General features: G+C 64.7%; 27 protein-coding genes. 18 read left to right on the top strand and 9 right to left on the bottom strand.

Translation table 11 applies throughout. The annotated features are described in order from the left end of the window. Positions 1-11 precede the first annotated feature (11 nt). The 6 genes from IP79_RS07935 (at position 12) to IP79_RS07910 (ending at position 6841) form a co-directional block, all read left to right on the top strand. The gene (locus IP79_RS07935; protein ID WP_054118693.1) at positions 12-1778 is read left to right on the top strand and encodes a M23 family metallopeptidase; all 1767 of its coding nucleotides are present in this window, start codon (positions 12-14) and stop codon (positions 1776-1778) included. Between the two features lie 45 nt (positions 1779-1823). Further along, positions 1824-2819, top strand: coding sequence for a porphobilinogen synthase (gene hemB / locus IP79_RS07930; RefSeq protein ID WP_054118692.1), 996 nt, complete (start codon positions 1824-1826; stop codon positions 2817-2819). Continuing rightward, positions 2794-3390 carry a GNAT family N-acetyltransferase gene (locus IP79_RS07925; protein WP_233994128.1) on the top strand — a complete coding sequence of 199 codons (597 nt, stop codon included), beginning with the start codon at positions 2794-2796 and terminating at the stop codon, positions 3388-3390. Before hemB ends, IP79_RS07925 begins: the two co-directional genes overlap by 26 nt. A 33-nt stretch (positions 3391-3423) precedes the next feature. Next, positions 3424-5646, top strand: coding sequence for a spermidine synthase (locus tag IP79_RS07920; protein ID WP_054118691.1), 2223 nt, complete (start codon positions 3424-3426; stop codon positions 5644-5646). A 74-nt stretch (positions 5647-5720) separates the two neighbouring features. Then, entirely contained in the window at positions 5721-6269 is a 549-nt protein-coding gene (locus IP79_RS07915; protein WP_054119005.1) for a GNAT family N-acetyltransferase, read from the top strand. After that, a complete protein-coding gene (locus tag IP79_RS07910) occupies positions 6266-6841 on the top strand; it encodes a gamma carbonic anhydrase family protein (RefSeq protein WP_233994127.1) in 576 nt (191 codons plus the stop codon). The genes IP79_RS07915 and IP79_RS07910 overlap by 4 nt, the downstream gene beginning before the upstream one ends. On the opposite strand, the gene IP79_RS07905 is transcribed toward IP79_RS07910, so the two are convergent. The 4 genes from IP79_RS07905 to IP79_RS07890 are packed head-to-tail and all read right to left on the bottom strand — an operon-like array spanning position 6838 to position 9955. Then, positions 6838-7137: a (2Fe-2S) ferredoxin domain-containing protein gene (locus IP79_RS07905; RefSeq protein WP_054118690.1), complete on the bottom strand. Its 300-nt coding sequence runs from the start codon at positions 7135-7137 to the stop codon at positions 6838-6840. The genes IP79_RS07910 and IP79_RS07905 overlap by 4 nt on opposite strands. 12 nt (positions 7138-7149) lie before the next feature. After that, on the bottom strand, positions 7150-7791 hold the full coding sequence (locus tag IP79_RS07900; protein ID WP_054118689.1) for a YoaK family protein: 642 nt from the start codon (positions 7789-7791) through the stop codon (positions 7150-7152). Between the two features lies 1 nt (position 7792). Next, a complete protein-coding gene (locus IP79_RS07895) occupies positions 7793-8305 on the bottom strand; it encodes a DUF1993 family protein (RefSeq protein WP_054118688.1) in 513 nt (170 codons plus the stop codon). A gap of 51 nt (positions 8306-8356) precedes the next feature. Continuing rightward, on the bottom strand, positions 8357-9955 hold the full coding sequence (locus tag IP79_RS07890) for a cisplatin damage response ATP-dependent DNA ligase (RefSeq protein ID WP_054118687.1): 1599 nt from the start codon (positions 9953-9955) through the stop codon (positions 8357-8359). Positions 9956-10053: 98 nt separating this feature from the next. On the opposite strand from IP79_RS07890, the gene IP79_RS07885 reads away from it, so the two are divergent. Beyond that, positions 10054-10362 carry a hypothetical protein gene (locus IP79_RS07885; RefSeq protein ID WP_054118686.1) on the top strand — a complete coding sequence of 103 codons (309 nt, stop codon included), beginning with the start codon at positions 10054-10056 and terminating at the stop codon, positions 10360-10362. A 25-nt stretch (positions 10363-10387) separates the two neighbouring features. Here the strand turns inward: IP79_RS07885 and IP79_RS07880 are convergent, their stop codons facing one another. From IP79_RS07880 to IP79_RS07870, 3 genes are all read right to left on the bottom strand, one after another. Then, entirely contained in the window at positions 10388-11395 is a 1008-nt protein-coding gene (locus IP79_RS07880) for a ligase-associated DNA damage response exonuclease (protein ID WP_054119003.1), read from the bottom strand. Between the two features lie 159 nt (positions 11396-11554). After that, on the bottom strand, positions 11555-13909 hold the full coding sequence (clpA, locus tag IP79_RS07875) for an ATP-dependent Clp protease ATP-binding subunit ClpA (RefSeq protein WP_054118685.1): 2355 nt from the start codon (positions 13907-13909) through the stop codon (positions 11555-11557). A 131-nt stretch (positions 13910-14040) separates the two neighbouring features. Next, complete coding sequence (locus IP79_RS07870) at positions 14041-14244, bottom strand: DUF1192 family protein (protein WP_054118684.1); 204 nt, start codon at positions 14242-14244, stop codon at positions 14041-14043. A 100-nt stretch (positions 14245-14344) separates the two neighbouring features. Between IP79_RS07870 and IP79_RS07865 the strand changes: the two genes are divergently transcribed. The 6 genes from IP79_RS07865 to IP79_RS07840 all read left to right on the top strand — a co-directional run bounded on the left by IP79_RS07865 (position 14345) and on the right by IP79_RS07840 (position 20770). Further along, complete coding sequence (locus IP79_RS07865) at positions 14345-15367, top strand: NAD(P)H-quinone oxidoreductase (RefSeq protein WP_420705622.1); 1023 nt, start codon at positions 14345-14347, stop codon at positions 15365-15367. Further along, on the top strand, positions 15360-16019 hold the full coding sequence (locus tag IP79_RS07860) for a glutathione S-transferase family protein (RefSeq protein ID WP_233994126.1): 660 nt from the start codon (positions 15360-15362) through the stop codon (positions 16017-16019). Before IP79_RS07865 ends, IP79_RS07860 begins: the two co-directional genes overlap by 8 nt. Positions 16020-16137: 118 nt before the next feature. After that, positions 16138-17043, top strand: coding sequence for a UDP-2,3-diacylglucosamine diphosphatase (locus IP79_RS07855; RefSeq protein WP_082337097.1), 906 nt, complete (start codon positions 16138-16140; stop codon positions 17041-17043). Between the two features lie 17 nt (positions 17044-17060). Further along, positions 17061-18140, top strand: a complete 1080-nt coding sequence (locus IP79_RS07850) for a glycosyltransferase family 4 protein (protein ID WP_197273788.1) — start codon at positions 17061-17063, stop codon at positions 18138-18140. A 103-nt stretch (positions 18141-18243) separates the two neighbouring features. Then, complete coding sequence (locus IP79_RS07845; RefSeq protein WP_054118683.1) at positions 18244-18987, top strand: DUF1013 domain-containing protein; 744 nt, start codon at positions 18244-18246, stop codon at positions 18985-18987. A gap of 121 nt (positions 18988-19108) precedes the next feature. Next, the gene (locus IP79_RS07840; RefSeq protein WP_054118682.1) at positions 19109-20770 is read left to right on the top strand and encodes an AMP-binding protein; all 1662 of its coding nucleotides are present in this window, start codon (positions 19109-19111) and stop codon (positions 20768-20770) included. 6 nt (positions 20771-20776) lie between these two features. Here the strand turns inward: IP79_RS07840 and IP79_RS07835 are convergent, their stop codons facing one another. Both IP79_RS07835 and IP79_RS07830 read right to left on the bottom strand, forming a co-directional pair. Continuing rightward, the gene (locus IP79_RS07835) at positions 20777-21142 is read right to left on the bottom strand and encodes a bactofilin family protein (RefSeq protein ID WP_054118681.1); all 366 of its coding nucleotides are present in this window, start codon (positions 21140-21142) and stop codon (positions 20777-20779) included. A gap of 13 nt (positions 21143-21155) precedes the next feature. Beyond that, positions 21156-22328 carry a M23 family metallopeptidase gene (locus IP79_RS07830; RefSeq protein ID WP_324608179.1) on the bottom strand — a complete coding sequence of 391 codons (1173 nt, stop codon included), beginning with the start codon at positions 22326-22328 and terminating at the stop codon, positions 21156-21158. A 232-nt stretch (positions 22329-22560) separates the two neighbouring features. On the opposite strand from IP79_RS07830, the gene IP79_RS07825 reads away from it, so the two are divergent. The 5 genes from IP79_RS07825 to IP79_RS07805 all read left to right on the top strand — a co-directional run bounded on the left by IP79_RS07825 (position 22561) and on the right by IP79_RS07805 (position 26852). Further along, positions 22561-23850 (top strand): glutamate-5-semialdehyde dehydrogenase, encoded by a 1290-nt coding sequence (locus IP79_RS07825; protein WP_054118680.1) that lies wholly within the window; start codon positions 22561-22563, stop codon positions 23848-23850. A 5-nt stretch (positions 23851-23855) separates the two neighbouring features. Continuing rightward, positions 23856-24524, top strand: a complete 669-nt coding sequence (locus IP79_RS07820) for a nicotinate-nucleotide adenylyltransferase (protein WP_054118997.1) — start codon at positions 23856-23858, stop codon at positions 24522-24524. A 174-nt stretch (positions 24525-24698) separates the two neighbouring features. Then, complete coding sequence (rsfS, locus tag IP79_RS07815; RefSeq protein WP_054118996.1) at positions 24699-25052, top strand: ribosome silencing factor; 354 nt, start codon at positions 24699-24701, stop codon at positions 25050-25052. Between the two features lie 136 nt (positions 25053-25188). Beyond that, the gene (locus IP79_RS07810; protein WP_054118995.1) at positions 25189-25614 is read left to right on the top strand and encodes a 23S rRNA (pseudouridine(1915)-N(3))-methyltransferase RlmH; all 426 of its coding nucleotides are present in this window, start codon (positions 25189-25191) and stop codon (positions 25612-25614) included. 5 nt (positions 25615-25619) lie between these two features. Next, a complete protein-coding gene (locus tag IP79_RS07805; RefSeq protein WP_054118679.1) occupies positions 25620-26852 on the top strand; it encodes a murein hydrolase activator EnvC family protein in 1233 nt (410 codons plus the stop codon). Positions 26853-26931: the final 79 nt, after the last annotated feature.

The raw sequence follows: 26931 nt of genomic DNA, 5'->3' as shown, positions 1-26931 counted from the left end.
TCGAGGCATTGATGTTGGACCATGCGCGCAACCTGAACGATCTGCCGGAGCCGGAAAGCGGCTCTGATGCGGAACCGCGTGCGGGCGAGAGTGCCAATGCGCTGGTGCCGATCAATCCCGAAACCGCGCGCGACCTGCTGCCCTATTTCCGCAATGCCAGGGCCTTGGCCCCGCCGACACCGGCGCAAAAGGCAAAGCGCCGGATGGTTGCGCGGATCAACGGGGTGGGTGAACGCTATGACAAGTGGCGTCTTGGCGTCTCGCGCCGGTTCGACGCGCTCGATCTGGCGCCTGATCTGGCCGAGAACATCGGCAGCCGCCGCTGGTTTCGCGGATTGGGAACGCTGGTGGCGCTGGGCGCGCTGGCGCTGGCTTTCTGGCCTGACCTGACCCCGCTCGAAGCGCGCCCCGCGATGCCGCAGGGCGAAGCGATCGACAGCGAATTGCGCAGCCAGATGATCCTGCCGCTGGCACTGGGCGCGGATTCGGGCCGCCGCATGGGGCCGACCGAGGCGGTAATCCCGCTCAAAAGCGCGCCGGAACGCCCGCAGATCGCAATGGTGGTGACACTGGCGCCGGGTGACAGTTTTACCTCGATGCTGCGCCGCGCAGGCGTGTCGGCGGGCGATGTCGATCGCGCTGCCGCGCTGGTCGGTCAGGCCTTGCCGGTGGGCGAGATTGCTTCGGGCACGCAGATGGATGTGCTGCTGGGCCGCCGGCCCGCACCGGGCGAGCCGCGACCGCTCAACAGCCTCGCCTTCCGTGCGCGGTTCGATCTGCAGCTGGAACTCGTCCGGCCCGGTGTGGGCGAGACCGCCGAAGATGGCACCCCGGTGCTGCCAAGCGGGCCCCTGGCGCTGAAGCGTAACATCATCCGCGTCGATGATACCCCGCTCAGGGTGCGCGGCATGGTGGGCAGCAGCCTTTACCGTTCGATGCGGCAGGCAGGTGTCCCGGCCAGTGCTGTGCAGGAATATCTCAAAGCGCTCGATGCGCAGATCGACATGGAGCGCGAAGTGCGCGCGAGCGATGAATTCGATATCATCATCGGCTATCGCCGCGCCGCCACCGGCGAACGCCAGGCAGGCCAGCTGATGTATGCAGGCGTTGACCGGGCGGGCAAGCCGCGCACGCAGCTGATGCGCTGGGGCAGCGACGGGCGGTTCTACGAAGCTTCGGGCGTGGGCGAGCAGCGTCGCGGCCTGCTGGCGCCCGTGCCGGGGCCGATCTCGTCGAATTACGGGATGCGCCGCCACCCGATCCTTGGCTACACCCGGATGCACGCGGGCATGGATTTCAAGGCGCGTCACGGCACCCCGATTGTCGCAGCGTCCGATGGCCGGGTGAGTGCGGCGGGCCGTGCAGGTGGCTGCGGCATCGCGGTGCGGCTGGAGCATGGCGGCGGGCTCTCCACCCGCTATTGCCACATGAGCCGCATGGCGGTGGGCGCAGGCCAGCAGGTGCGGCGCGGGCAGGTGATCGGCTATGTCGGATCGACCGGCCTTTCGACCGGCCCGCACCTCCATTATGAAATGTATCGCGGCGGCCGGGCGATCAACCCCGCCAGCGTCGCATTCGTCACCCGGGCCGAGCTTTCGGGCACCCAGCTGCTGGATTTCCGCCGCCAGCTGATCAAGCTGAAAGAGATCGAGGTTGGCGCCGCATTGCAGGATCTCGCCCCGCTGCCGAACGAGATCAGGGAACCCGTGCGCGAGATCGAGAAGATCGACATCGCGGCCAAACCGGCCACGGCCAGCGTTGCTGCGGGCAAGCTGTAACGAAGACTTGTCGCGCCCGCGCGATTGGGCGTAAGCCTTGCCCCCATGACCGGAAGCTATCCCAACACCCGCCTACGCCGCAGCCGCGCCACCGGCTGGAGCCGCGCGCTGCACCGCGAGACCATCCTCACCCCCGCCGATCTGATCTGGCCGCTGTTCGTGACCGCCGGAAAGGGCGTGGAAGAACCGATCGCGACTTTGCCGGGCGTGTCGCGCTGGTCGGTCGATGGTATTGTGGCACGGGCGAAAGAGGCAGCGGCGCTGGGCATTCCGGTGGTCGCGCTGTTCCCCAACACCCCGCGCGAGCTTCGCAGCGATGACGGGGCAGAGGCGCATAATCCCGATAACCTGATGTGCCAGGCGATCCGCGCGATCAAGGATGCCTGCGGCGACAGCATCGGCGTGCTGACCGATGTGGCGCTCGATCCCTATACCTCTCACGGGCAGGACGGGCTGGTGAATGATGCAGGCTACGTGGTGAACGACGATACGGTCGCCGCGCTGGTCGATCAGGCGGTCAATCAGGCCGATGCGGGGGCGGATATCATTGCGCCCAGCGACATGATGGACGGCCGCATCCACGCGATCCGCCGTGCGCTGGAAATGCACGGCCATGCCAATGTGCAGATCATGTCCTACGCTGCGAAATATGCCAGCGCCTTCTATGGCCCGTTCCGCGATGCGGTGGGCAGCGGAGGCTTGCTGAAGGGCGACAAGAAAACCTACCAGATGGACCCGGCAAATGGCGACGAGGCGCTGCGCGAAGTCGCGCTCGACATTGCCGAGGGTGCCGATAGCGTGATGGTGAAGCCGGGCCTTGCCTATCTCGATATTATCTACCGCGTGAAGCAACGCTTCGATGTGCCGGTGTTCGCCTATCAGGTGAGCGGCGAATACGCGATGATCGAAGCCGCGCAGGCGGCCGGGATCGGGGATCGCGATGCGCTGGTGCTGGAAAAGCTGATCGCCTTCAAACGTGCCGGGTGCAGCGGTATCCTGACCTATCACGCCGCGCATGTCGCCCGCCTGCTCGGCGGCTGAAGCCTTGGCGGAGTTCCGACACGAAACCGCTCGCCTTGCCTTGCGCGATTGGCGCGAGGATGACTGGCCGGAGTTCTGGCGCACCACCAACACGCCTGCTGTCATGCGCTGGCTGGGCGGTGTGGCAGATGATGCCACCCGCACAGCCGCCCGGTCGCGGCTGGAAGCTTATCAGCGCGATCACGGCCATACCTTCTGGGTGGTCGAGCGCTGCGAGGACGGCGCGCTGCTCGGTTTTTGCGGGCTGAAACGCTCCAACCAGCCGGGCGGGCCGCAGGGAATGATGGAGGTCGGCTGGCGGCTGCGCGAAGATGCCTGGGGAAAGGGTTACGCCAAAGAAGCCGCCGCCGCGGCGCTCGATCTCGCCTTCGACCAGTTCGATGCGGACGAGGTGATCGCGCTGACGGTGCAGGGCAATACCGGCAGCTGGGGCCTGATGCTGCGGCTGGGGATGGAGCGGCGCGAGGATCTGGATTTCGACAGCGCCGATTTCGATCCCGAAAACCCGCGCATCATCGCCTATTCCATCGCCCGCCAGATTTGGCAGAAAGCAGGGGCTGCCGGGCGATAGGCCGGACGATAGCCCCTTATGGACCGACCGATAATGACCTCCCCCCGCCGCTCGCTGTTCGTTGCGGCCATTCTGGCGGGCAGTTTCCTGTTGTTTCTGGTGCAACCGCTGATGGCGCGGCTCGCCTTGCCGCGGCTGGGGGGCACGCCGAATGTCTGGAACAGCGCGATGCTGGTATATCAGGCGCTGCTGCTTGGCGGATACGCCTATGCCCACCTGATTGGCAGACTGGCGTTGCGGCGTCAGTTGATGCTGCACATCGGGCTGCTCTTGCTCGCCGCGCTTACTTTGCCGCTGGCGCTGGCCGATTTGCCCGGCTTTGGCGCAGGTCTGGAAGTGTTCTGGGTGCCCGCCCTGCTGTTTGCATCGGTTGGCCCGGTGTTCTTCCTGATTTCCGCGCAGGCCCCGCTGATCCAGCGCTGGTATTCGGCTGATCCTGACGCGGGCGATCCTTACCCGCTCTATGCCGCTTCGAACCTCGGCAGCTTTGCCGGGTTGCTGAGTTACCCGCTGCTGATCGAGCCGCTTTTGCCGCTGGTCCAGCAAAGCCTCGTCTGGAGCCTCGGTTACGGCGCGATGCTGCTGTTGCTGCTGCTGGTGGCCGCAGCGCGCTGGCATGGTGAGACACAGGGCGCCGCGCAGGGCACCGCACATGGTGAGGCGGAACCCGCCAACACCGCCGATCCGGTCGGCTGGCGGCGCATTGTGCTGTGGCTGGCGCTGGCAGCGGTGCCTTCGGGCCTGATGCTGTCGACCACCACGCATCTGACAACCGATATCTTTGCCATGCCGCTGCTGTGGGTGATCCCGCTGGGGTTGTATCTGCTCAGCTTCAGCGTGGCCTTTGCGCAGCAGCGCTGGCTGGCGCGAATGATCACCCGCGCCGCGCCGGTCGTGGTGCTACTGGCGGGCGGAATGGCCATGGTTTCGCAATCGGGCGGCGGTCTGTGGCTGCTGGCGGCTTCGGTGGCGCTATTGTTCGTCATTGCGGTCGCGCTGCACAGCCGGATGTACGAATTGCGGCCCGATCCTTCGCGCCTGACGCTGTTCTACCTCGTGATGTCGGCGGGCGGAGTGCTTGGCGGACTGTTTACGGCGCTGCTTGCACCGCTGCTGTTCGACTGGGTGTGGGAACATCCGCTGCTGGTGCTCGCCGCAGCGGCGCTGATCCCGCTGCGCTGGTTTGCCACATGGCAGGCGCGGATTGTTTCCGGTGGCACGATGCGGATTGTGCTGCTCGGCGCCGGGCTGCTGCTTGCCTTCGTGCTGGGGTGGCTGTTGTTCTATGCCACGCTGGGCGATGTCGGGCTGTGGGCGATCGTGCTGTATGGCGGGCTGGCTGCGATCGCGCTGGTGCTGGCCTTCAACCGCTTCGCCTTTGTGGCAGTGTTCTGCTGCATGATGGTGGCCACCAGTCTTGTCGGACACGGCCGCACCTATGCCCACGGCGAACGGGTGCGCAGTTATTTCGGTGTCTATAACGTCATCACGAACACGGCGCTGGGCCTGCGCATTCTGGCGAGCGGCACGACCGATCACGGGCGGCAATTCCTCCATCCCGAAAAGCGGCGCGAGCCGACCGCCTATTATGGCCGCAATTCCGGGGTCGGCCTGCTGTTGGCCCGCACATCGCAGGTGATGGGCAAAGGCGCCGACATTGGCGTTGTGGGTTTGGGGACAGGCACGCTCGCCTGTTACCGCGAGCCTGATCAGACCTATCGCTTCTATGAAATCGACCCGGCGATCCTCGATTTTTCGGCCGCGGGCAAGTTCACCTTCCTCGCCGATTGCGCGCCGGATAGCGAAACCGTGATCGGCGATGCCCGGCTGGCGCTGGAACGCGAGCCCGCCGGACAATATGATGTGCTTGTGGTGGACGCATTCTCGTCGGATTCGATCCCGCTGCACCTGCTGACCCGCGAAGCCCTGCAGACCTATCGCCGCTCGATCACGGATGGCGGGGCGATTGCGATCCACATTTCCAACCGCTTCTTCAATCTCGAACCGGTGCTGGCGGCACTGGCGCAAGATGCCGGGCTGTTCGCTGCCGTGCGCGCCGATGCGCCGGACACCGCTTCGATGCTGACCTATTCGGTGTGGGTGGTGATGGCACCGCAGGAGACCACGCTGACAGCGATCACCCAAGACAGCCCGCCCGCAACATGGCGCAAGCCTGTCGCGCCGGCGCCATCGGTGTGGAGCGATCAATATGCATCGACTTTGCCGCAGTTTCGCTGGCATGAACTGGTCGACTGAAACGCAATCCAGGGCTTCGACATGATCAAACTCTCCGGAAACCCGCGACCCTGCCGTGGTGCATGGCAGGCGGCATGACGGCGGCGGTGCTCACCACGCAGCGGCTGGTGCTGCGGCAGATCGGCGATGGCGACCTTGATGCGCACATGACGCTGCTCAACACGCCTGCGGTGATGCGGCATCTGGGCGGGGTGCAGCCACGCGCCGTGATCGCGGCCAAGCACGCCGCCGCGCGCGCCAGTTTTGCCGCGCATGGTTACGGTTTCATGCTCGCCGAAGAACGCGAGAGCCGCGAAATCGTCGCCCATTGCGGGCTGCGCAAAGTCGCCCACCCGCTCGCGCCCAACCCGCAGGATTTCGAAATCGGCTGGCTGGTGCGCGAGGATCGCTGGCGGATGGGCTATGCGGTAGAAGCGATGCGGGCTGTGGTGGACTGGGGCTTCGCCGTCCACGCCGCGCCGCATCTGGTCGCGCTGACCTGCCAGCCCAACGTGGGCAGTTGGCGATTGATGGAAAAGCTTGGCATGGAACGCCGCGAAGACCTCGATTTCAGCGATCCGGCTGACCCCGAACCGATTATCCAGTACGCGATCACGCGCGAAGAATGGGAGAGCCAGCAATGAACCACAAAATGGGCGAAAGACCCGGCGTCAACATCATCCCGATCCACGGCAAGACGCCGCGGATCCACGAAACCGCCTTCATCGCACCCGGCTGCACGATCATCGGCGATGTGGTGATCGGGGCGGGTTCCTCGATCTGGTACAATTGCGTGCTGCGCGCCGATGTGTTTTCGATCCGCATCGGGGAACGCACCAATGTGCAGGATGGCAGCATCCTCCACTGCGATCCGCCGCGCCCCGGCGATCCTGACGGGTGCCCGCTGGTGATCGGCGATGATGTGCTGATCGGCCACATGGCGATGGTACACGGCTGCACGATCCATGATCGCGGCTTTGTCGGCCTCGGCGCGATTGTGATGAACAAGGCGGTGATCGCCAGCGATGCGATGCTGGCAGCAGGGGCGATGCTGACCGAGCGCAAGGTGATGGGCGCGCGCGAGTTATGGGCGGGGCGGCCTGCGGTGAAGCTGAAGGATCTGAACGACGCCGCGATTGCCGGAATGCGCATGGGCGTTGCGCATTATGCGGAAAACGCGAAACACCATGCAGAGGCTGTCGCCGCCGCGCTCTAACGCAGCGGCTCGGCGGCCTCTGCAATGGGCGTATCGGGTGTCAGGATACGCCAGTCCTGCGGGTGGCGGCTGTCGATGACGACCACGCCGCCTTTCGGACAAATGTCGAGACAGGGCACCTCGATCACGCCGACCTGGGCCTTGCGACCCTTGCCTGCGCCAAGTTCGCGTTTGAGCGCGGCGGACAGGCGTTTGTCATCGGGGCCGAACCCGCGGCCTTTCTTCGCCAGCTTTTTCGAACATTTCTTGCACACCAGCACGGCGTGCGACCAATTGGAACGGACTTTCGTTTTCATGGAAAGGACAAGTCATTCCGGCGCGGTTTTGATCCATGCTGCGGCGATCCACAGCAGCACGGCCAGCCCGGCAGCAGCACTCGCCCCGGCCAAAGGGCGATGCAGCGCCAGCGCCCCGCCTGCTGCCGCCCCCGCCGCCAGCGCACACCACAGCCAGCCATAGCCGCGGGTGGACTCGAGCGGCCGGCCGGCAAGCCTTGCGGCGATCCCCTGGCCGAAGCGCACCAGCGCCCCGGTCATGTAGGTCACGCCGACAGTTACCTCGCCCGCGCGTGCGAAAACATTATTGGCTAGCCCCATCGCCAGTGCCGACAGGGCGAGAAAGGGGATGGGGTGGCCCGCCGCCAGCAACCCCGCGCCTACGCCCAGCGCCATCGCGACCAGCCCCAGCAGCACCCTCTTGTGCCGCCCTGTCACCCGCCGCCCGATCAGCGCGCCTGCAATCACCCCCGCCAGAAAGCAGGCAATCAGCCCCAGCGGGGCAAGCGCGAGCAGGGGCCGCTCGACCAGATCCACCCCCATGCGCGTGGTGTTGCCCGACATGAACGAGGTGAAATACCCGCCCGCGACCACAAACCCCGTCGCATCCACCAGCCCCGCCAGGCCCGCGAGGCCCAATGCGAGACGCTGCCGGGCGGGATCGTAGCGGTGCATCTTAGGCTTCGGGCTGCTTCAGATATTTCATCATGTAGCCGACATAATCCGCCTTGCCGATCGCCAGACCTTCGGCGCGCAGGATGGAATAGACTGCCATCAGGTGGAAATAGACCTGCGGCGTTGTCCAGTCGCGGCAGTATTCGTGCGCCTGCATCGCGAAAGCCATACCGTTGGGGAGGGTGAACTCCACGGTGTCACGCGCATCTGGCCATGCGGCGGGATCAGTGGCGGCGAGCTGCGCCTGTGCGGCTGCAATCCGGGCGCGGGCATCGGCGAAGCTGGTGATGTCGCTTTCGTCCGTCTTCAGCCCGCTGCCGCCGAGCCGGTTAAGCGCGGTCACCACCTGATCGAGTGTGAAGCGGATCTGGGTATGGAGCGGCAACATGTCCTGCGCCAGCCGCGCTTGCAACAGTGCCTCGCCCTTTTCGTGCGCGCTGGCTTTGGCGACAAGGTGATCGAGCGTACCGAACATGTTGGTATAGGTCGCCAGAGCGGCGGCGGCATAGGACATTGCTTCTCTCCCGTTGCTATTTGCAACTTATCGCCCGCGCACCAGCCTGCGTCAATCCTTTACCAGTGCCCGCAACCCTTCAATCCGGTCGGCCTCGTGCGCGGGTTTGTCCCAGCGGATGCGGTGGATACGGGGGAACCGCATGGCGAGGCCGCTCTTGTGGCGCTTGGAGGCGTGGACGCTGTCAAACGCGACCTCGAACACCAGTTCGCGTTTCACCTCGCGCACCGGGCCGAAGCGATTGAGGGTGTTCTGCCGCACGAAGCGATCGAGTTTTTTCAGCTCCTCGTCGGTAAAGCCCGAATAGGCCTTCCCGACGGGCAGCAATTCGGCGCCCGCGTCGGGATCGCCCGCCCAGCAGCCGAAGGTGTAATCCGAATAAAAGCTCGATCGCTTGCCGCTGCCGCGCTGGGCATACATCAGCACGCAATCGATCAGCAGCGGATCGCGCTTCCACTTGTACCACAGCGCCGCCTTGCGCCCGGCCACATAGGGGCTCATCCGGTGCTTGAGCATCAGGCCTTCGATCGCCTCGTCACGCGCGGTGTCGCGGATCGCGGCGAGCGCGGCGAAATCCTCGGCCTCGACCAGCGCGGACAGATCGAAATGCGTGTCCGGCAGGCGCGGCATCAGGCTTTCGAGAGTTGCGCGGCGCGACTTCCAAGGGTGTTCGCGCCAGTCCTGCCCCTCGGCCAGCAGGACATCGTAAAGCCGCACGAAGGCGGGGGATTCTTTCAGCATCTTGGCCGAGACCGTCTTGCGCCCGAGCCGCTGCTGCAGCGCATTGAAACTCGCCGCGCCGCCCGCTTCTCCGCCTTGGGCCGCGCCGCGCACCAGCAATTCGCCATCCAGCACCGCATCGAACGGCAGTGCTTGCAGCAATTCGGGGAAGGTCGCCGAAATATCGTCGCCCGAGCGCGAATAGACCCGGGTTTCCCCGCCAGCACGGACGAGCTGCACGCGGATACCGTCCCATTTCCACTCGGCGGCGTAATCGGCGAGATCGACCTCGCCGTCCTCTAGCGGATGGGCCAGCATAAAGGGGCGGAAATGCGGTGTGTCGGCCAGATCGGGCGGCGCTCCGCCATCTGCCCCCCAAGCGAACAATTCGGCATAGGGCGGGGTGAGCGCGTGCCAATATTCTTCAACCTCCTCGACCGATACAGCAAAAGCCTGCGCGAAGGCGGTCTTGGCGAGCCGTGCCGATATGCCGACCCGCATCCCGCCGGTTGCCAGCTTGATCAGCGCATAGCGGCCCTTGCTATCGAGCCGGTCGAGCAAGCCCGGCAGTTCCTTAGGCGCGGTGCTTCGTGTGAGAGCGGCAAGGCGGGCGACCACTTCGGCCAGCGGCAGATCGACCTGCGGCGCGGGTTCTTCCGGTTCGGGCCAAAGCAGGCTCGCCGTTTCCGCCGTATCGCCGACAAAATCGCGGCTGAGCGCCCACAGCACCTCGTCCACCCGTTCTTTCATCAGGGTGCGGATGGTGTTGCTTTTCACCGCTGGGAAATCCAGCCCGTCGGTCAGCGCAGCCAGCGCCCAGCCGCGATCCGGGTCAGGCGCGGCGCGCAGATAGGCCGCGATCAGCGCCAGCTTGCGGTTGCGGCTGGTGGTGTAGACCAATGCATCGAGCAGGGCGGCGAATTCTTCCATCAGCCCCCGCCCGCTCGTTCATTGCAGTGCCATGCAAATCGGCTAGAGCGCGAATCCGACGCATCGCACCTGCGCGTCTTTGACAAGGATTCGCCCATATGAAGTTCATTACGCTTGCCGCTCTTGGCCTTGCTGCTGTTGCCATCACCGCTCCGGCTGTTGCCGAAGACAGCGCCGCCACCACCGCGACCGCCGCGGCCTTCACCGTAGACATGCCGATCGAAGCGCTGATGGCGGACGAACGTGCCAAGGCCGTCGTCGCCAAGCACCTCCCCGGCATCGATCAGCACCCGGCCTACGATCAGTTCAAGGCTCTGAGCCTCAAGTCGCTCGCCCCGTTCTCGCAAGGGATGATCACTGAAGAAGTGCTGGGCAAGATCGAAGCTGATCTCGCCGCGATCAAGTAAGGTTTCGGGCGCGGGGGCGGGGAGATCAATCATCCTCGTCCTCGTAGCCGACCAGCGCCAGCGCGCGGGCGCGGCGCTGGTTCAACTGGCACCAGCGCAGCAACGCTTCCTCGCGGCCGTGGGTGATCCAGGTTTCCTGCGGGTTCACCTCGCGAATCGTGCGGGTAAGTTCGTTCCAGTCGGCATGGTCGGAGATGATCAGCGGCAGTTCCACCCCGCGTTGCCGCGCCCGTCCGCGCACCCGCATCCAGCCGCTTGCCATGGCGGTTACCGGATCGGGCAGGCGGCGGCTCCAGCGGTCGTTCAGGGCCGATGGCGGGGCAACGATGACGGCGCCGCGCATCGCATCTTTTGACGGCGCATCGCTGACCAGTCGCAGATCGCCCAGCGCCACGCCGTGATCCTCGTACAGGCGGCACATCGCTTCCATCGCGCCGTGCAGCCAGATCGTGTCCGTGTGGCCCGCTGCGCGCAGTTCGGCGATCACCCGCTGCGCCTTGCCCAGCGCATAGGCACCGACCAGCACGCAGGCATCGGGGTTTTCCGCGCGCGCTGTCAGCAGCTTGCCGATCTCCTCGGCAATCGGCGGGTGGGTGAAGACCGGGAGGCCGAAGGTCGCTTCGGTGATGAAGATGTCGCACGGGGTAACTTGAAAGGGTGCGCAGGTCGGATCGGGCGCGCGCTTGTAATCGCCGGTGATCACCACCCGCTCGCCCGCATGTTCGAGCAGGACCTGTGCAGAGCCGAGCACATGGCCTGCGGGGATGAAGGTCGCGCTCACCCCTCCGCCCAGACCGATGGTTTCGCCATACGCCGCCGCCACCGCCCCATCGCGGGTGTTGTAACGCAGTTCCATGATCGCCAGCGTGGCCGGGGTGGCGATGGTCTCACCATGCCCGCCGCGCGCATGATCGGCATGGCCATGGGTGACGAGCGCACGCGGCACAGGGCGTGACGGGTCAACCCAGATGTCCGCAGGGACAATGTGGATGCCCCACGGTTCGGGCCTGATCCAGGAAAAGGGCGCGGTCATGGTGAGGGAACGGGAAAGGTGCGCAGCCTGTTCCATTCTATCGTCATTGCGAGGAGCCCGAAGGGCGACGCGGCAATCCATGGACTAGCCGCGCCACAAAGTGCAGCCTTGGTCCATGGATCGCTTCGCCAGCGGCTCGCAATGACGAGTTTTGAAGCCTCAGCCTTCGTCAGCTTCAGGCGCAGGCTTTTTGGCGGGGGCTTTTTTTGCCGAAGCCTTTTTCTTCGCCGCCTTCACCTTGGGCGGGGCCGGGGTCATTTCAAAGCTCGGCTTGTTGTCCTTCACGGTGACATGCACCTCGCCGCCTTCGGCCAGCTTGCCGAACAGCAGTTCCTCGGCGAGCGGCTGCTTGATCTTTTCCTGAATCAGGCGGGCCATCGGCCGGGCGCCATAGAGCTTGTCATAGCCCTTGTCCCCAAGCCACGCACGGGCATCGCTGTCGAACTGGATGTGGACGTTCTGTTCAGCCAGCTGCAGTTCCAGCTGGAGGATGAACTTGTCGACCACGCGCGCGACGATGTTCTTGCCGAGATAGGCAAAGGGCACGATCGCATCCAGACGGTTGCGGAATTCGGGGGTGAACATCTTCTTCACCGCCTCGTCGCCCGCGTCTTCCTTCGACACATCGCCAAACCCGATGCCCTGGCGCGCCATGTCGGCAGCGCCGGCATTGGTGGTCATGATCAGCACCACGTTGCGGAAATCCACCGTCTTGCCGTGATGATCGGTCAGGCGGCCATTATCCATCACCTGCAACAGGATGTTGAACAGATCGGGGTGGGCTTTCTCGATCTCGTCCAGCAGCAGCACGCAATGCGGGTTCTGGTCGATCGCATCGGTCAGCAAACCGCCCTGATCATAGCCGACATAGCCCGGAGGCGCGCCGATCAGACGCGAGACCGAGTGACGCTCCATATATTCCGACATATCGAAGCGCTTCAGCTCGATCCCCATGATGCTGGCAAGCTGACGCGCAACCTCGGTCTTGCCGACGCCGGTCGGGCCGGAGAACAGGAAGCTGCCGATCGGCTTGTCGGGATCGCGCAGACCTGCCCGCGAAAGCTTCATCGCGGTGGAAAGCCGCGTGATCGCGTCATCCTGACCGAACACCACATGCTTCAGATCGCGTTCGAGGCTTTCGAGCGCTTTCTTGTCATCCTTGCTGACCGATTTGGGCGGGATGCGCGCCATCGTGGCGATCACCATTTCGATCTCGCGTGCGGTGATGGTCTTCTTGCGGCGGCTGGGCGGCACCAGCATCTGCATCGCGCCGACTTCGTCGATCACATCGATCGCCTTGTCGGGCAGCTTGCGATCATTGATGTAGCGCGCCGAAAGCTCGACCGCGGTCTTGATCGCATCGGGGGTGTATTTCACCTTGTGGTGATCTTCAAAGGCGCTGCGCAGGCCCTTGAGGATCGCGATGGTATCCTCGATCGTGGGCTCGTTCACATCGATCTTCTGGAACCGGCGCAGCAGCGCGCGATCCTTTTCGAAGTGGTTGCGGAATTCCTTGTAGGTGGTGCTGCCGATGCAGCGGATCGCGCCGCTCGACAGGGCGGGCTTGAGCAGGTTCGATGCATCCATCGCCCCGCCGCTGGTCGCGCCCGCGCCGATCACGGTGTGGATTTCATCAATGAACAGCACCGCGTGGGGCATCGCCTCCAGTTCGGTGACGACCTGCTTCAGCCGTTCTTCAAAGTCGCCGCGATAGCGCGTGCCGGCCAGCAGCGCGCCCATATCGAGCGAATAGATCACCGCTTCCAGCAGCACTTCAGGCACGTTGCCTTCAACGATCTTGCGCGCCAGCCCTTCGGCAATCGCCGTTTTGCCGACGCCGGGATCGCCCACGTAAAGCGGGTTGTTCTTGGAACGGCGGCACAGGATCTGGATCGTCCGGTCAACTTCCGGCCCGCGCCCGATGAGCGGATCGATCTTGCCCGCTTCGGCCCGCGCGTTGAGGTTGACGGTGAACTGGTCGAGCGCGGTTTCCTTCTTGCTCGCGCTATCCTTGGTCTGCGCGGGTTCTTCCGCCTTATCGGTGCCGCTTGCGTTCTTCGGCTCGATCTGGCGGCCGCCCTTGCCGATGCCGTGGCTGATGAAGCTCACCGCATCCAGCCGGCTCATGTCCTGCTGCTGGAGGAAATAGACCGCATAGCTATCGCGTTCGGAAAACAGCGCGACCAGCACGTTGGCGCCGGTGACGGTGTCCTTGCCGCTCGACTGGACGTGCAGGATCGCGCGCTGGATCACCCGCTGGAACCCGGCGGTGGGCTGGGGATCGGCCCCGTCCTCTGTCTTGAGCGATTGGTATTCCTGATCGAGATACTGTTTCACGACCTCGCCCAACTCGCCCAGGTCGACCCCGCAGGCGGCCATGACCGCAGCCGCATCCTCGTCACCGATCAGGGCCAGCAACAGGTGTTCAAGCGTGGCATATTCGTGCCGGCGTTCGGACGCATTGCCGAGCGCGTTGTGCAACGTGCGTTCGAGGTTCTGGGCGAAGCTGGGCATGGGAGAGGCCTTTCAGCGGGCGGTGAGTGCTCGTGGCGAATGAGCGGGGAAGGCCATTTCCGAACTATATGGGGCAGAGCGGGCAAATTGCGAATCTGCCGGTAACAAAACGGACAGGAAAAGCGCAGGCATCATCCCGCAGGCCTTCCGAACAGGGCTTCGGCTGCCGTGCGGTGGGCCGCCGCCTTGTCGCGGTGCGCGGTAACGCGGGTGATTTCCGCCTCAAGCAGCGCGATGCGCTCGCCCAGTTCGGCCTGCGAATAGGGCGCGAGATCCTCGGCAGCGAGGCGACTCGCGGCATCTCCTGATGGTCTCGGGCGGTCTGGTTCGTCCATTCAAGGGTAACATCGCAAGCCAAGCGGCTTGCTGTCAATCGGGGAGAACTGTATTCGCCCCGGCCAGGGTGGTTAACTGGTTGGATCGGGGAACTGGAGAATGATGGCACGGGACGTGGCGGGCTTGCCCGAAAACATGCAGGCCATCGGCTTCGATGCGCCGGGCGGGCCCGATGTGTTGCGGCCCGAAACCGCCCCCTTGCCGCGCCTGCGCCCTGACGATGTGCTGATCCGCGTCGCCTATGCCGGGGTCAACCGCCCCGATTGCCTGCAACGCGCGGGCGCATATCCGCCGCCGCCGGGCGCATCGCCGCTGCTGGGGCTGGAGGTTTCGGGCGAGATCGTCGCGGTCGGCACAGAGGTTCCGCGCGAGATGATCGGGCAGTTCGTCGCCGCGCTCACGCCGGGCGGCGGCTATGCCGAATATTGCGCCGCGCACTGGCAGCACTGCCTGCCGGTGCCCGAAGGAATGATGCTCTCCGAAGCCGCCGCGCTTCCCGAAACCCTGTTTACCGTGTGGCACAACCTGTTCGAACGCGGGCTGGCGCGCGATGGCGAAAGCGTGCTGGTTCACGGCGGGACGAGCGGAATCGGCACGATGGCGATCATGCTGGCCAAGGCGTTCGGGATGCAGGTGATCGTGACCTGCGGTGATCAGGCAAAATGCGACGCCGCGACCCGGATCGGCGCCGATCTGGCGATCAATTACCGCGAGGCCGATTTTGTCGAGGCGGTGATGGCGCATACGGGGGGCAAGGGCGTGAATGTGGTGCTCGACATGGTGTCGGGCGATTATGTGGCGCGCAACCTTAAATGCCTTGCCGAAGATGGCCGCCACGTCACCATCGCCGTGCTGGGCGGGGCCAAGGCGGATTTGAACATGGCGGCGGTGATGATGAAGCGCCTGACGCTGACCGGATCGACCCTGCGCCCGCGTTCGGACAGTTTCAAGGCGGCGCTGGCCGATGAAATCGCCGACAATGCCTGGCCGCTGTTCGTGGATGGCGAACTTTCGCCGATAATGGACAAGACCTTCCCGCTGGCCGAAGCCGCTGCCGCCCATGCGCGGATGGAAGCGGGCGAGCATGTCGGCAAGATCGTGCTGGAGGTTGCCGGTGGCTGAGGCAGTCGCAGTGGCAGGAGCAGTAGCAGGGGCGCTCATCCTCCACGAAGACCCGCGCAGCGGCAATTGCTACAAGATCAAGCTGACCGCCGCGCTGCTCGGCCTTCCGCTGGCCACCCGCGCCTATGACATCATGAAGGGCGACACGCGGACGACCGAGTTCCTGTCCAAGGTGAACCCCAACGGACGCATTCCGGTGCTGCAGATCGATGACGCTTCGGGCGCGCGCTTCCTTCCCGAAAGCAACGCTGCCTGCTGGTATCTCGCGCATGGCAGCGCACTGGTTCCCGAGGACCGCTTTGCGCAGGCGGATGTGCTGCGCTGGATGTTCTTCGAACAGTATAATCACGAACCCAATGTCGCCACGCTGCGGTTCTGGCTGCGGTTCGTGGGCGAGGCCAACCTTTCCGAACAGCAGCGCGGGCAGATGATGGCCAAACGCATGGCAGGCTGCGCGGCGCTGGATCTGATGGACCGGCATCTGGCCGATCACGCGTTCTTCTGCGGTGACGCCGTGACGCTCGCCGATATCGCGCTGTTTGCTTACACACACGTCGCCGAGGAAGGCGGTTTCGGCCTGGGCAATTATCCGCATATCGTCCGCTGGATTGCACGGATGCAGGCGCTGCCCGGTTTCGTGAAGATGGATTGATCCGAAATTGACGCAGGTCTGACCGGAAACTGACCCGAAATTGTCACCGGCCTGTGAGTCCCCTGTAACATTTCGCTGCCACAGCGTGGGCCAGCGACATGACATCCGGGGATTTCCCATGACGGCTGCCGACCTCACCGACATCATCAGCGACAACATTTCGAGCTTTCCGCTCACACCCCCACGCATTCCCGAGCCCGAAGGCGGCGAGCGGCGCAGCTTCCGCACCATCTGGATCAGCGATGTGCATCTGGGCACCAAGGGCTGCAACGCCGAAATGCTGATCGACTTCCTCGACAATGTCGACAGCGAGACGATGTATTTGGTCGGCGACATCATCGATGGCTGGCGGCTGAAGAAGAAGTTCTACTGGCCCGCCGCACACAACGACATCGTGTGGCGGATCATGAAACGCGCGCGGCGCGGGACGCGGGTGGTCTATATTCCCGGCAACCACGACGAGATGTTCCGCCAGTTCACCGGATTGAACTTCGGCGGGATCGAGATCCGCCGCGCGGCCTTCCACGACACCGCCGATGGACGCCGCCTGATGGTGCTGCACGGAGACGAATTCGACGCCGTCATGCTGTCGCACCGCTGGCTCGCCTTCGTGGGCGATCATGCCTATCACCTGATGATGAAGCTCAACGTCACGGTCAACGCCGTGCGGCGCTGGCTGGGCAAGCCTTACTGGTCATTGAGCAAAGCGGCCAAGCACAAGGTCAAGAACGCGGTGGAATTCATCGGCAAGTACGAAGAAGTCGTTGCCCGTGCTGCCGGGGAGCGCGGGGTTGACGGTGTGGTGTGCGGCCACATCCACACCGCCGAATTCCGGATGTTCGAACACAACGGCAAGCCGGTCGAATATTGGAATGATGGTGACTGGGTCGAAGGTTGCAACGCGCTGGTGGAACATCACGACGGCCGCATGGAAATCCTCCACTGGCCGGACGAGATCAAGCGCCGCGAAGCAGACCAGACGCCAGCCGTTGCCGATGCCGATGCCGCGCGCGAGGCGGCGTGAACAGTTTCACCACGATCCTGCCGGATAACAGCGCACCGGCGCCCATCGCGCCGCGTTCCATCGCGATCGTCACCGATGCTTGGCACCCGCAGACCAACGGCGTGGTGCGCACGCTTTCCACCACCTGCGATGTGCTGCGCCGATGGGGGCACGAGGTTACGGTGATCTCGCCCGAGGGATATCCTTCGATTCCGGCGCCGACCTATCCCGAAATCCGGCTCGCGCTGACCGCGCCCGGTGCTGTCGGGCGGCGGCTGGCGACAATCGCTCCCGATGCGGTCCATATCGCCACAGAAGGCCCGCTGGGCTTTGCCGCGCGGCGGTATTGCCTCAGCCGCAAGGTTCCCTTCACCACGGCCTACCACACGCAGTTTCCCGATTACCTTGCGCGCCGCACCGGGCTGCCGGCGCGCATTTTCTGGCCTTATATCCGCTGGTTCCATCGCCCGGCCAAAACGATCATGGTCGCCACCGAAACGATCCGCGCCCAGTTGCGCGAACAGGGGCTGACGCAGCTGACCCACTGGAGCCGCGGGGTTGATCTCGACTGTTTCTCCCCCGCCGCTCCGCCGCCGCCCGAATATGCCGGGCTGAAAGGCCCGATCCTGCTCTATGTCGGCCGCGTCGCGGTGGAGAAGAACATCGAGGCCTTCCTCGCCTGCCCCTATCCCGGCACCAAAGTGGTGGTGGGCGATGGCCCGGCCCGCGCCGCGCTGGCAGCGAAATTTCCCGAAGCGCGCTTCCTCGGCAAGAAGACCGGCACGGCGCTGGCGGGCTGTTATGCCGGAGCCGACGTGTTCGTTTTTCCGAGTCGCACCGATACCTTCGGGCTGGTGATGATCGAGGCGCTGGCCTGCGGTACGCCGGTGGCTGCCTTCCCGGTGGCAGGGCCGCTCGACATCGTGACCGATGCGGTCGGCGCGCTGTCCGAAGACCTTACCCGCGCGATTGATGCCGCCCGCTATTGTGACCGCGCCGCCTGCGCTGCCTATGGCGCAAGCTATAGCTGGGAGGCGGCAACGCGGCAGTTCCTTTCGGGTCTGGCGGCGCTGGAAGAAGGCGAGGCCGTGTCGCTGCAAGCCCTCGCTGCATTCTGAATCAAGGTTTGCTTGCCGTTTGGCGCGTCTTCGCCTATCTGGGCGTCCAATGTGGCCGCTCCGGAAGGGGCGGCCCTTTACATTTTCAACGGAGATTTCCCCAATGGCGACCAAGGATCAGCCCAAGCCGCTGATGCCGCATGCCACCGCAACCTGGCTGGTGGACAACACCGCGCTCTCGTTCGAGCAGATTGCCGAGTTCTGCGGCCTCCACATTCTCGAAGTGCAGGCGATGGCCGATGATCTTGCTGGCAGCAAGTACACCGGGCGCGATCCGGTGCATTCGGGCGAGTTGACGCAGGGCGAAATCGAACTGGGTCAGAACGATCCGGCCTATTCGCTCAAGATGCACAAGGCGCCGGTCGAAGTGACCCGCACCAAGGGCCCGCGTTATACCCCGGTGTCCAAGCGGCAGGACAAGCCCGATGGCATCGCGTGGATCCTGCGCAGCCATCCTGAAGTGTCGGATGCGCAGATCGGCAAGCTGATCGGCACCACCCGCAACACCATCGGCGCGATTCGCGATCGTTCGCACTGGAACATCCAGAACATCACGCCGAAAGACCCGGTCACGCTGGGCCTGTGTTCGCAGCGCGAACTGGATGCGATGGTCGCCAAGGCGGCCAAGCGCGCCGGGATCACCGAAGATGCCGAATCGCCGGTGCGAAGCGAGAACAATGATCGCGCCAACCTGATCGCGGAACTGCGCGCAGAGCGTGATGCCAATGTGCAGGCAGCAGGCAAGGCCGCGCAGGAAGCCGAGGCCGAAGCCTGGCTCGCCGCGCGCCGCGCTGCCGAAGCTGCAGAAGAAAAGATCGACCCCGAAAGCGGGTTCATCAAGGATTGATCTGGCTTGGCCGGGGTGCAGCACGCATCCCGGCAACCGCCGGTCATGACGGGTCAGAAAGCGCGGTTCGGGCTGCGGGTTTCGCTTGTGCGCAGGGCCGTTGTCCGCCACTATTACTGACATGACTGTCAGTAGCACTTCCTATCACCACCCCACCCCGCTCGATACCCGGTTTGAAGGCATGAGCCTGCCCGCGATGCTGGAACGCAGCGTCCGCGCCAATCCGGATGCGCCGTTCCTGCATTTTCTTGGGCGGACATATAGTTACGGCGAAATCTTTGCCGATGCGCAGCGCTTTGCCGCAGGGTTGCACGCGGCAGGCATCGTCAAGGGCGACCGTGTCGGCCTGTTCCTGCCCAATGTCCCGATCTATGCCGCGGCCTATTACGGGGCGATGATGGCAGGGGCGATCGTGGTCAATTTCTCGCCGCTCTATTCGGTCGAGGAATTGAGCTGGCAGGTCGGCGACAGTGGCACGCGGGTGCTGGTGACGCTGGATGTGCCCGAACTCTACCAGACAGCCGCCAAGGTGCTCGAAGGATCGGCGCTGGAGACACTGGTGGTCGGCCGTCTTTCGGACATGCTGCCGTGGGTGAAAGGGATGGCGCTGAAGCTGCTCAAGCGCAGCCAGATCGCCGAAGTGGCCTATGGCCCTGCCATTCGCCGCTGGGCCGAAATGACGCCACAAGCCGCGCCCCCCAAGGTTGACGTGACCGCAGCTGATCTGGCGCTGCTGCAATATACCGGCGGCACGACAGGCCGGCCCAAGGGCGCGATGCTGGGGCATGACCAGTTGAGCATCAATGCGCAGCAGGTCGCCGGGATCAACCCCTTCGGCGATGTGCGCAGTGAAGTGTTCATGGGCGCGCTGCCGTTTTTCCATGTGTTCGCCAACACCGCGTTGCTCAACCACGCCTGCGTTACCGGCGCTTCGATTGCGATGGTGCCGCGGTTCGAGGCCAAACAGGTGCTGGAAACGATCCAGAAATACCGCTGCACCGGCTTTCCCGGCGTGCCGACGATGTTTCAGGCGATGCTCGATCACCCCGATCTCGCCAAGACCGATCTTTCCAGCCTGAAGATCTGCATTTCGGGCGGCGCGCCGATGCCAGGCCCTGTCCATGTGCGGTTCGAAGAACTCACCGGTGTGCGGCTGGTCGAAGGTTACGGCCTCACCGAAAGTGCGGGCGTGGTTTCGGCCAACCCCTATGACGGTACTCGCAAGCGCGGCACCATCGGCCAGCTTGTGCCCGGCACCGAAGTCATTCTGCTCGACAAGGAAGACCCCGCGAAGCTCGCCCCCGAAGGCGAGCCGGGCGAACTTGCCGTTCACGGCCCGCAAGTTATGCGCGGTTACTGGAACCGGCCCGAAAGCGATGGTGAATGTTTCGTGGAGCGCGACGGCAAGCGTTACCTGCGCACCGGCGATGTTGCGCGCGTGGACGAGGACGGGTTTCTCGAAATCGTCGACCGGATCAAGGACATGATCGCGGTCGGCGGGTTCAAGGTCTTCCCCAGCGTGGTCGAGGATGTGATTCTCGAACACCCTGCGGTGAAGGAGGCGCTGGTGATCGGCGTGCCCGAAGAATACCGGGGCGAAGTGCCACGCGCCTACGTGACCTTGCAGGAGGAAGGCACCGCCACGGGCGAACAGCTGGCAACCTGGCTGAACGCCCGGATCGGCAAGCACGAACGCGTCGATCAGGTGGTGATCCGCGAAAGCCTGCCCAAGACGATCATCGGCAAGCTCGACCGCAAGACGCTGCGCGCCGAGGTGCTCTGACGCGGGTTATTCGGCTGCCTGTATACTCGTCGGGACAGCTTTGACCGTCTGGCGCGCATTGGGCGCGAACCGGCCATCGACCTGCGCACCCTGTTCGATTGTCAGCGCATCATAGTGCACATCGCCTTCGATCACGGCGCTTTTGAGGATCACCAGTTCGCGGGCGGTGATCGATCCGCTGACCTTGCCGGCCATGCGCGCGCTTTCCGCTGTCACAGCGCCGCTGATGCTGCTCTTTTCGCCCTGCACCAGCGAAGCGCACTTGATGTCGCCTTCGATCGTGCCGTCGATATGCAGATCGGCGGTGGCGCTGATATCGCCCTTGATCACCACATCGGCGCCGATCACGGAAAAGGTCGAACCCGAAGCCATCACATTGCTCCTGCTAACGGGCCGCGGGGACGGCTGGGCGCCCTGATCCGGGGCTGCGGACTTCTTTGAGAACATCGGGGGCGGCCTCCAGAAACGGGCGCGGATTGACTGCGCGGTCATTGATGCGAACTTCGAAATGCAGGTGCGGCCCGGTGGAGCGCCCGGTGCTGCCAAGCCCGCCGATCGTGGCCCCGGCATCCACCGATTGGCCAACCGTGACGCCGATGCGCGACAAGTGGGCGTAACGGGTCAACATCCCGTTACCATGGGTGATCTCGATGGCCTGACCATAGCCCGATTTCCATCCCGCAAACGTCACGCGGCCTTCGGCAGCGGCGAAAATCGGCGAACCGGTCGCGCCCTTGAAATCGATCCCGGCATGCATCGCGCCGCGACCGTTGAAGGGATCGCGGCGATAGCCGAAGCCCGAGGTGATGTTCTCAACCGTAGCAGGCACAACCCGCGGAATGCCATCAAGCGCACGTTCCAGTACGGCCATGCGCGAGAGGGAGAGGCCAAGGCGTTCAAAGCGCGGATCGATTGCGCTGCCGCCGGTAAGAGCTTCGAAGGGGCCGCCCATCGCCTGCTGCGTTTCGCGGCTGAGAACCGTGGGATCGAGGTTCAGTTTGCGCATCGCGGCCTCGGCACGAACCGCACGGGCATCAGCGAAGCGGGTGAGCTTTTCGACAAAGGCAAGCTGGCGGGCTTCGATCTCTGCCAGGCCGCGGGCCTGCGGGATCAGCGCGCTGACCTTGTCGATGGTCTTGGCCGCTTCTGCGGTGGAATCGGTGACGGTCCCGCTGTCCTCGCCTGCCGCGATCATATCCTCGGGCAGCATCCGCGCCATTTCTTCGAGGAACTTCTGGCGATCCTGCAGATCGACAACGACCTTGTCGAGATTGCCGCCATAGGCGTTCAGTCTTTCGCGGGCGGTAGCGACGCGGGCTTTTTCTTCGGCGAAGGAGGCCAGATCAGCCTCTGCCCGGTACTGGCCCCAGCCCATCACCGCGAGTGCGATCAGCCACATCAGCGCCGCTGCCACGACACCCGCCGCGACGCGCATCTGCAGCTTCGCCGAAATTTTGATGAATCGCACCTGACCATCGGCGCGCATGAAAAACTCTCGGTCGGGGAACCACTGATGCAGCCGTTCGCCCCACTTGAGTGCGGTATTGGTGTCTGACAAAGGCGGCCCCGATATTTCTTTTTTTATAATCCCGATCCGCCGCTAACAGCGACGATCGGGCGGGTCGAATCCGCATCTTGCCGGGGCGGCTGAATCGAAATGGAATTGCGGTGAATTGAACATAGGTTGTGGAACATTCCGTAGGGCGGCCTGAACCCGCTGCCGTTTCCCCGCAAAATTGACCGATTCGCACGACCTGACAGCACGCCGCTGCGCTGCTAGAACCTGCGGCATGAAAGCAACATCACTCTCTGCCTCGCCGGCCGATTCGGTCGATCCCCAAACCCTTGTAACAGGTCTCGCGCAAGCGGCCCGGCTGGCCCAGCGCCAGCTGGCGGCCATGCCGAGCGCCGCCCGCGCTGCCGCGCTGCATTTGGCTGCACAGGCCTTGCGCGATGCGATGCCGGCGGTGCTCGAAGCCAACGCGCAAGACCTTGCTGCGGGTAAGGCGAACGGGCTGGCTCCGGCGATGCTTGACCGGCTGGCGCTCGACGAATCGCGGCTTTCCGGCATCGCCGATGCTGTGGCAGCTGTGGCCGATCTGCCTGATCCCGTAGGCGAGGTGATTGATTCGGCCGCGCGTCCCAACGGCCTGCAGCTGTCCCGCGTTCGCGTGCCGATTGGTACCATCGGGATCGTCTACGAAAGCCGCCCTAACGTCACCGCCGATGCCGCCGCGCTGTGTGTGCGCGCAGGCAATGCGGCGCTGCTGCGCGGCGGGAGCGAAGCGGTGCATTCCAACCGCGCGATCCACGCCGCGCTGGTGGCTGGTCTTGTCGAAGGCGGGGTGCCGGCAGAGGCGGTGCAATTGATCCCCACACAAGACCGTGCAGCGGTGGGCGCGATGCTGGCGGCGGCTGGCCTGATCGACATGATCGTGCCGCGCGGCGGGAAAAGCCTTGTTGCGCGCGTGCAAGCCGATGCCCGCGTGCCGGTGCTCGCCCACCTTGACGGCATCTGTCACACCTATGTCCATTCCGCAGCCGATCCCGACATGGCGCGCAGCCTCGCGCTCAATGCCAAGCTGCGCCGCACCGGCATCTGCGGTGCGATGGAGACGCTGCTGATCGATTCGGCCTTTCCGCAATCCGCCGCGCTGGTCGGTGCCCTGATCGACGCGGGCTGCGAAGTGCGCGGCGATGGCCGCACCCAGGCGCTTGATCGCCGCGTGATTCCGGCGAGCGCGAATGACTGGGACACCGAATATCTCGACGCGATTCTGTCGGTCGCGGTGGTGGACGGGCTGGATGATGCGCTGGCACACATCGCGCGCCATTCCTCGGCCCATACCGATGTGATCGTGACGGCAGACGATGCCGCTGCCGAACGCTTTCTTTCAGAGGTCGATAGCGCCATCGTGATGCATAATGCCTCGTCGCAATTCGCCGATGGCGGCGAGTTCGGCCTTGGTGCCGAAATCGGCATCGCCACCGGGCGGCTGCACGCGCGCGGCCCGGTCGCGCTGGAGGGGCTGACGACTTACAAGTGGCAGGTGCGCGGGCAAGGCCAGGCGCGGCCCTGATCGCCTTGCACTCGCGCCGCAATACCATCGGTCTGCTCGGAGGCAGCTTCAACCCTGCCCATGGCGGGCATCGACGGATCAGCCTGTTCGCGGCCGAGGCGCTGGGGCTGGATGCGGTGTGGTGGCTGGTGTCGCCCGGCAATCCGCTGAAGCCCAAGGCAGGGATGGCGCCGCTTGCCGCGCGGCTGCGGTCAGCACAGTTGCAGGCCCGGCGCGCGCCGATTGTGCCCACCGCGATCGAGGCGCAACTGGGAACCCGTTACACCGTCGATACGCTCGCCAAACTGGTGCGCCGCTATCCCAAACAGCGATTCGTATGGCTGATGGGGGCCGATAATCTGGCCGAGATGCACCGCTGGAAAGACTGGCGGCGGATCGCACGGACAATGCCGATTGCGGTAATTGCCCGCCCCGGCTATGATGCCGACGCTATGACGAGCCCCGCCATGGCCTGGTTCAGACGATATCGAACGTCTGCCGCCAGTTTTCGGAAACGGGGGCAATGGAGCGCACCGGCACTGGTGTTATTGCGTTTCGATCCGGATTACCGCTCGGCCACGGCCATTCGCCGTGCCAATGCCGGGTGGGCCGAAGCTTTGCTTGGGCCGGATCGAACTGTGCCGGTACGTGATCAGCTGACATTCCGCAGCATCCGGTCAGGGGAGAACGCATGAAGCGCATTTGCGGCGTTTCGGCACTCCTGCATGTCCTGTTGCGTGTTGTCCGTTCCCATCGCCCTGAAGTCTGGAGATACCCGATTGCCGATTACCGAGGCGTTTATCGCGTCCATTCCGACCGGCGCGGTGCAAGCCGCTGCCAACACCGCCCAATCGCTGGCGCGCTCTGATATGAGCGCCGCAGCCTTGCACGAACTGGTGCTGAAGCAGCTTGATGACGATCAGGCGCAGGAAGTCGTGACGATTCCGCTCGAAGGGAAAAGCTCGATTGCCGATCACATGGTGATCGCCAGCGGACGCTCGACGCGGCAGGTCGCGTCAATGGCGCAAAAGCTGGCCGAAGAGATCAAGAAAGCCGGTTTCGGCCATGCGCGGGTCGAAGGCCTGCCTGCAGCGGATTGGGTGTTGATCGACGCGGGCGATGTGGTGATCCACCTGTTCCGTCCCGAAGTGCGCACCTTCTACAACCTTGAACGCATGTGGTCGTTCGAGGGATCGGAAACGTCGATGCTGGGGCGTAACTGACTTTCCTTTCGAAGGCGCCTCCGCGCCTTCGTCCTCGGCGCTGTTTCAAACCCTGCGGGCTTGAGCGCCTGCGGGCGGCCGGTCGGCCTTGCGGCGGCTGCGCCGCCGGAATCGCTGTTTCTCGGAGGTTGTTTCTATCCTTCTCCACATCATCGCGCGCGGGAAGATTGGCCGGTCGCCCGAGGGTGATCTGGTGGATCGCTATGCCAAGCGCATGAAGTGGCCCGTCAAACTCACCGAATGGCCCGATACCGGGGCTGGCAAGATGGCTGATGCGCTCACCCCGTTCCGTACCGTTCTGCTGGATGAACGCGGACGTGCCATGACGTCGGAAGATTTCGCCCACCTGCTGGGCCGCTGGCGCGATGAAGGCGTGCGAGAAACGCGGTTCATGCTGGGCGCGGCGGATGGCCATTCGGATGCCGAGCGGGAGGGCGCCGATCTGTTGCTTGCCTTCGGCCCTGCCACCTGGCCGCACATGCTGGCGCGCGCGATGCTGATGGAACAGCTTTACCGCGCCACGACCATCCTTGCCGGGCATCCCTATCATCGGGCAGGGTAGCGGTGATGAACCGTCCTGCGCTCCTCACTGTACTTGCCATGGCCGCAGTTTCCGCTGTTTTTGTGGCGGCACTGCCGCCCACCGCGGCGCGGCCTGCTGTCCTGCTGATGGAGCCGGACGAAGCCGAGGCCGCGCTCGCCCGTGCCACCAGCGAAAGCCGCCGCGCCGAAGCCCGCGCCGCCCGTCTTTCGCGTGACGCCGAGGCGGCAACCGAAGCGGTCCAGCGCACTGCCAGCGAAGCCGCCGCGCTTGCCGCCCGCATCCAGCAGGCTGAAGCCGATATCGAAACCGCCCGCGCCCGTTATTCGATCGCGCGGGCCGAGCGCGCGAAGCTGACGGCGCGGCTCGCCAGGAAGCAGGAACCGACCGCACGCCTTGCCGCCGCCTTGCAGACGGCCGCCCGCCGCCCGCTTGCACTGTCTGCCTTGCAGCCGGGGTCACTGAAAGATGTGGTGCATGTGCGCGCCGTGCTCGACAGCGCAATTCCGCAGATACGCGCCCGCACTGCGGCGCTGCGCAGCGAACTTGATCGCGGCCGCGCGCTGGAAGGGCAGGCGGCGCGCTCGCTCGATGAATTGCGCGACAGCGAAGGCGCATTACGCCAGCGACGCGGCGAACTTGCTACGCTGGAAAACCGCCAGCGCATCGCCTCTCGCACCGCGCGCGGAGCGGCTCTGCGCGAGGGCGAACGGGCGCTGGCGCTGGCCGAAGAAGCCCGCGATCTTGACGGGCTGGTTGACCGGCTGGACGAAGTGGCCGCGCTGCGCCGCGAACTGTCTGCCTTGCCCGGCCCGGTGTTGCGCCCTGCCGATCTGTCCGCGCCGCTGCCTGCTGTACCCGATGGCGTGCCTTCGCCTGCGGCTAGCGCACCCCCGCCGGGAGATTTCCAGTTGCCGGTGCAGGGACGCACGCTGACCGGTTTCGGCGCCAGACGGGACAGCGGGCTCGCCAGCACCGGGCTGACGCTCGCCCCGGGCAAGGGCGCGCAGATCGTTGCGCCGGGCCGCGGGCGGATCGCATTTGCGGGCGCCTACCGCGGGTTCGGGCGAATCGTTATCATCGAGCATGACGGCGGCTGGACCAGCCTGGTCACCGGGCTCGAAAGGATCGATGTCGCGGTGGGCGACAGCGTGATCGGCGGCAGTCCGGTCGGCGTGGCCGATGGCGGCAACACCCCTGTCACGATCGAACTTCGGCGCGACGGAACGCCCGTCAACCCGCTGCAGTTTCTACGATAATTCGAGAGTTGCCGGCGGTTTGCCGGGCCGTTTTGTCGCGTCGTGATACGCTGCCCGATGCCGCGCACCTCTCATCTGG

The sequence above is a fragment of the Porphyrobacter sp. AAP60 genome (genome assembly GCF_001296025.1).
Taxonomy (GTDB): Bacteria; Pseudomonadota; Alphaproteobacteria; order Sphingomonadales; family Sphingomonadaceae; genus Erythrobacter.
This window is presented reverse-complemented; position numbering and strand designations above follow the sequence as displayed.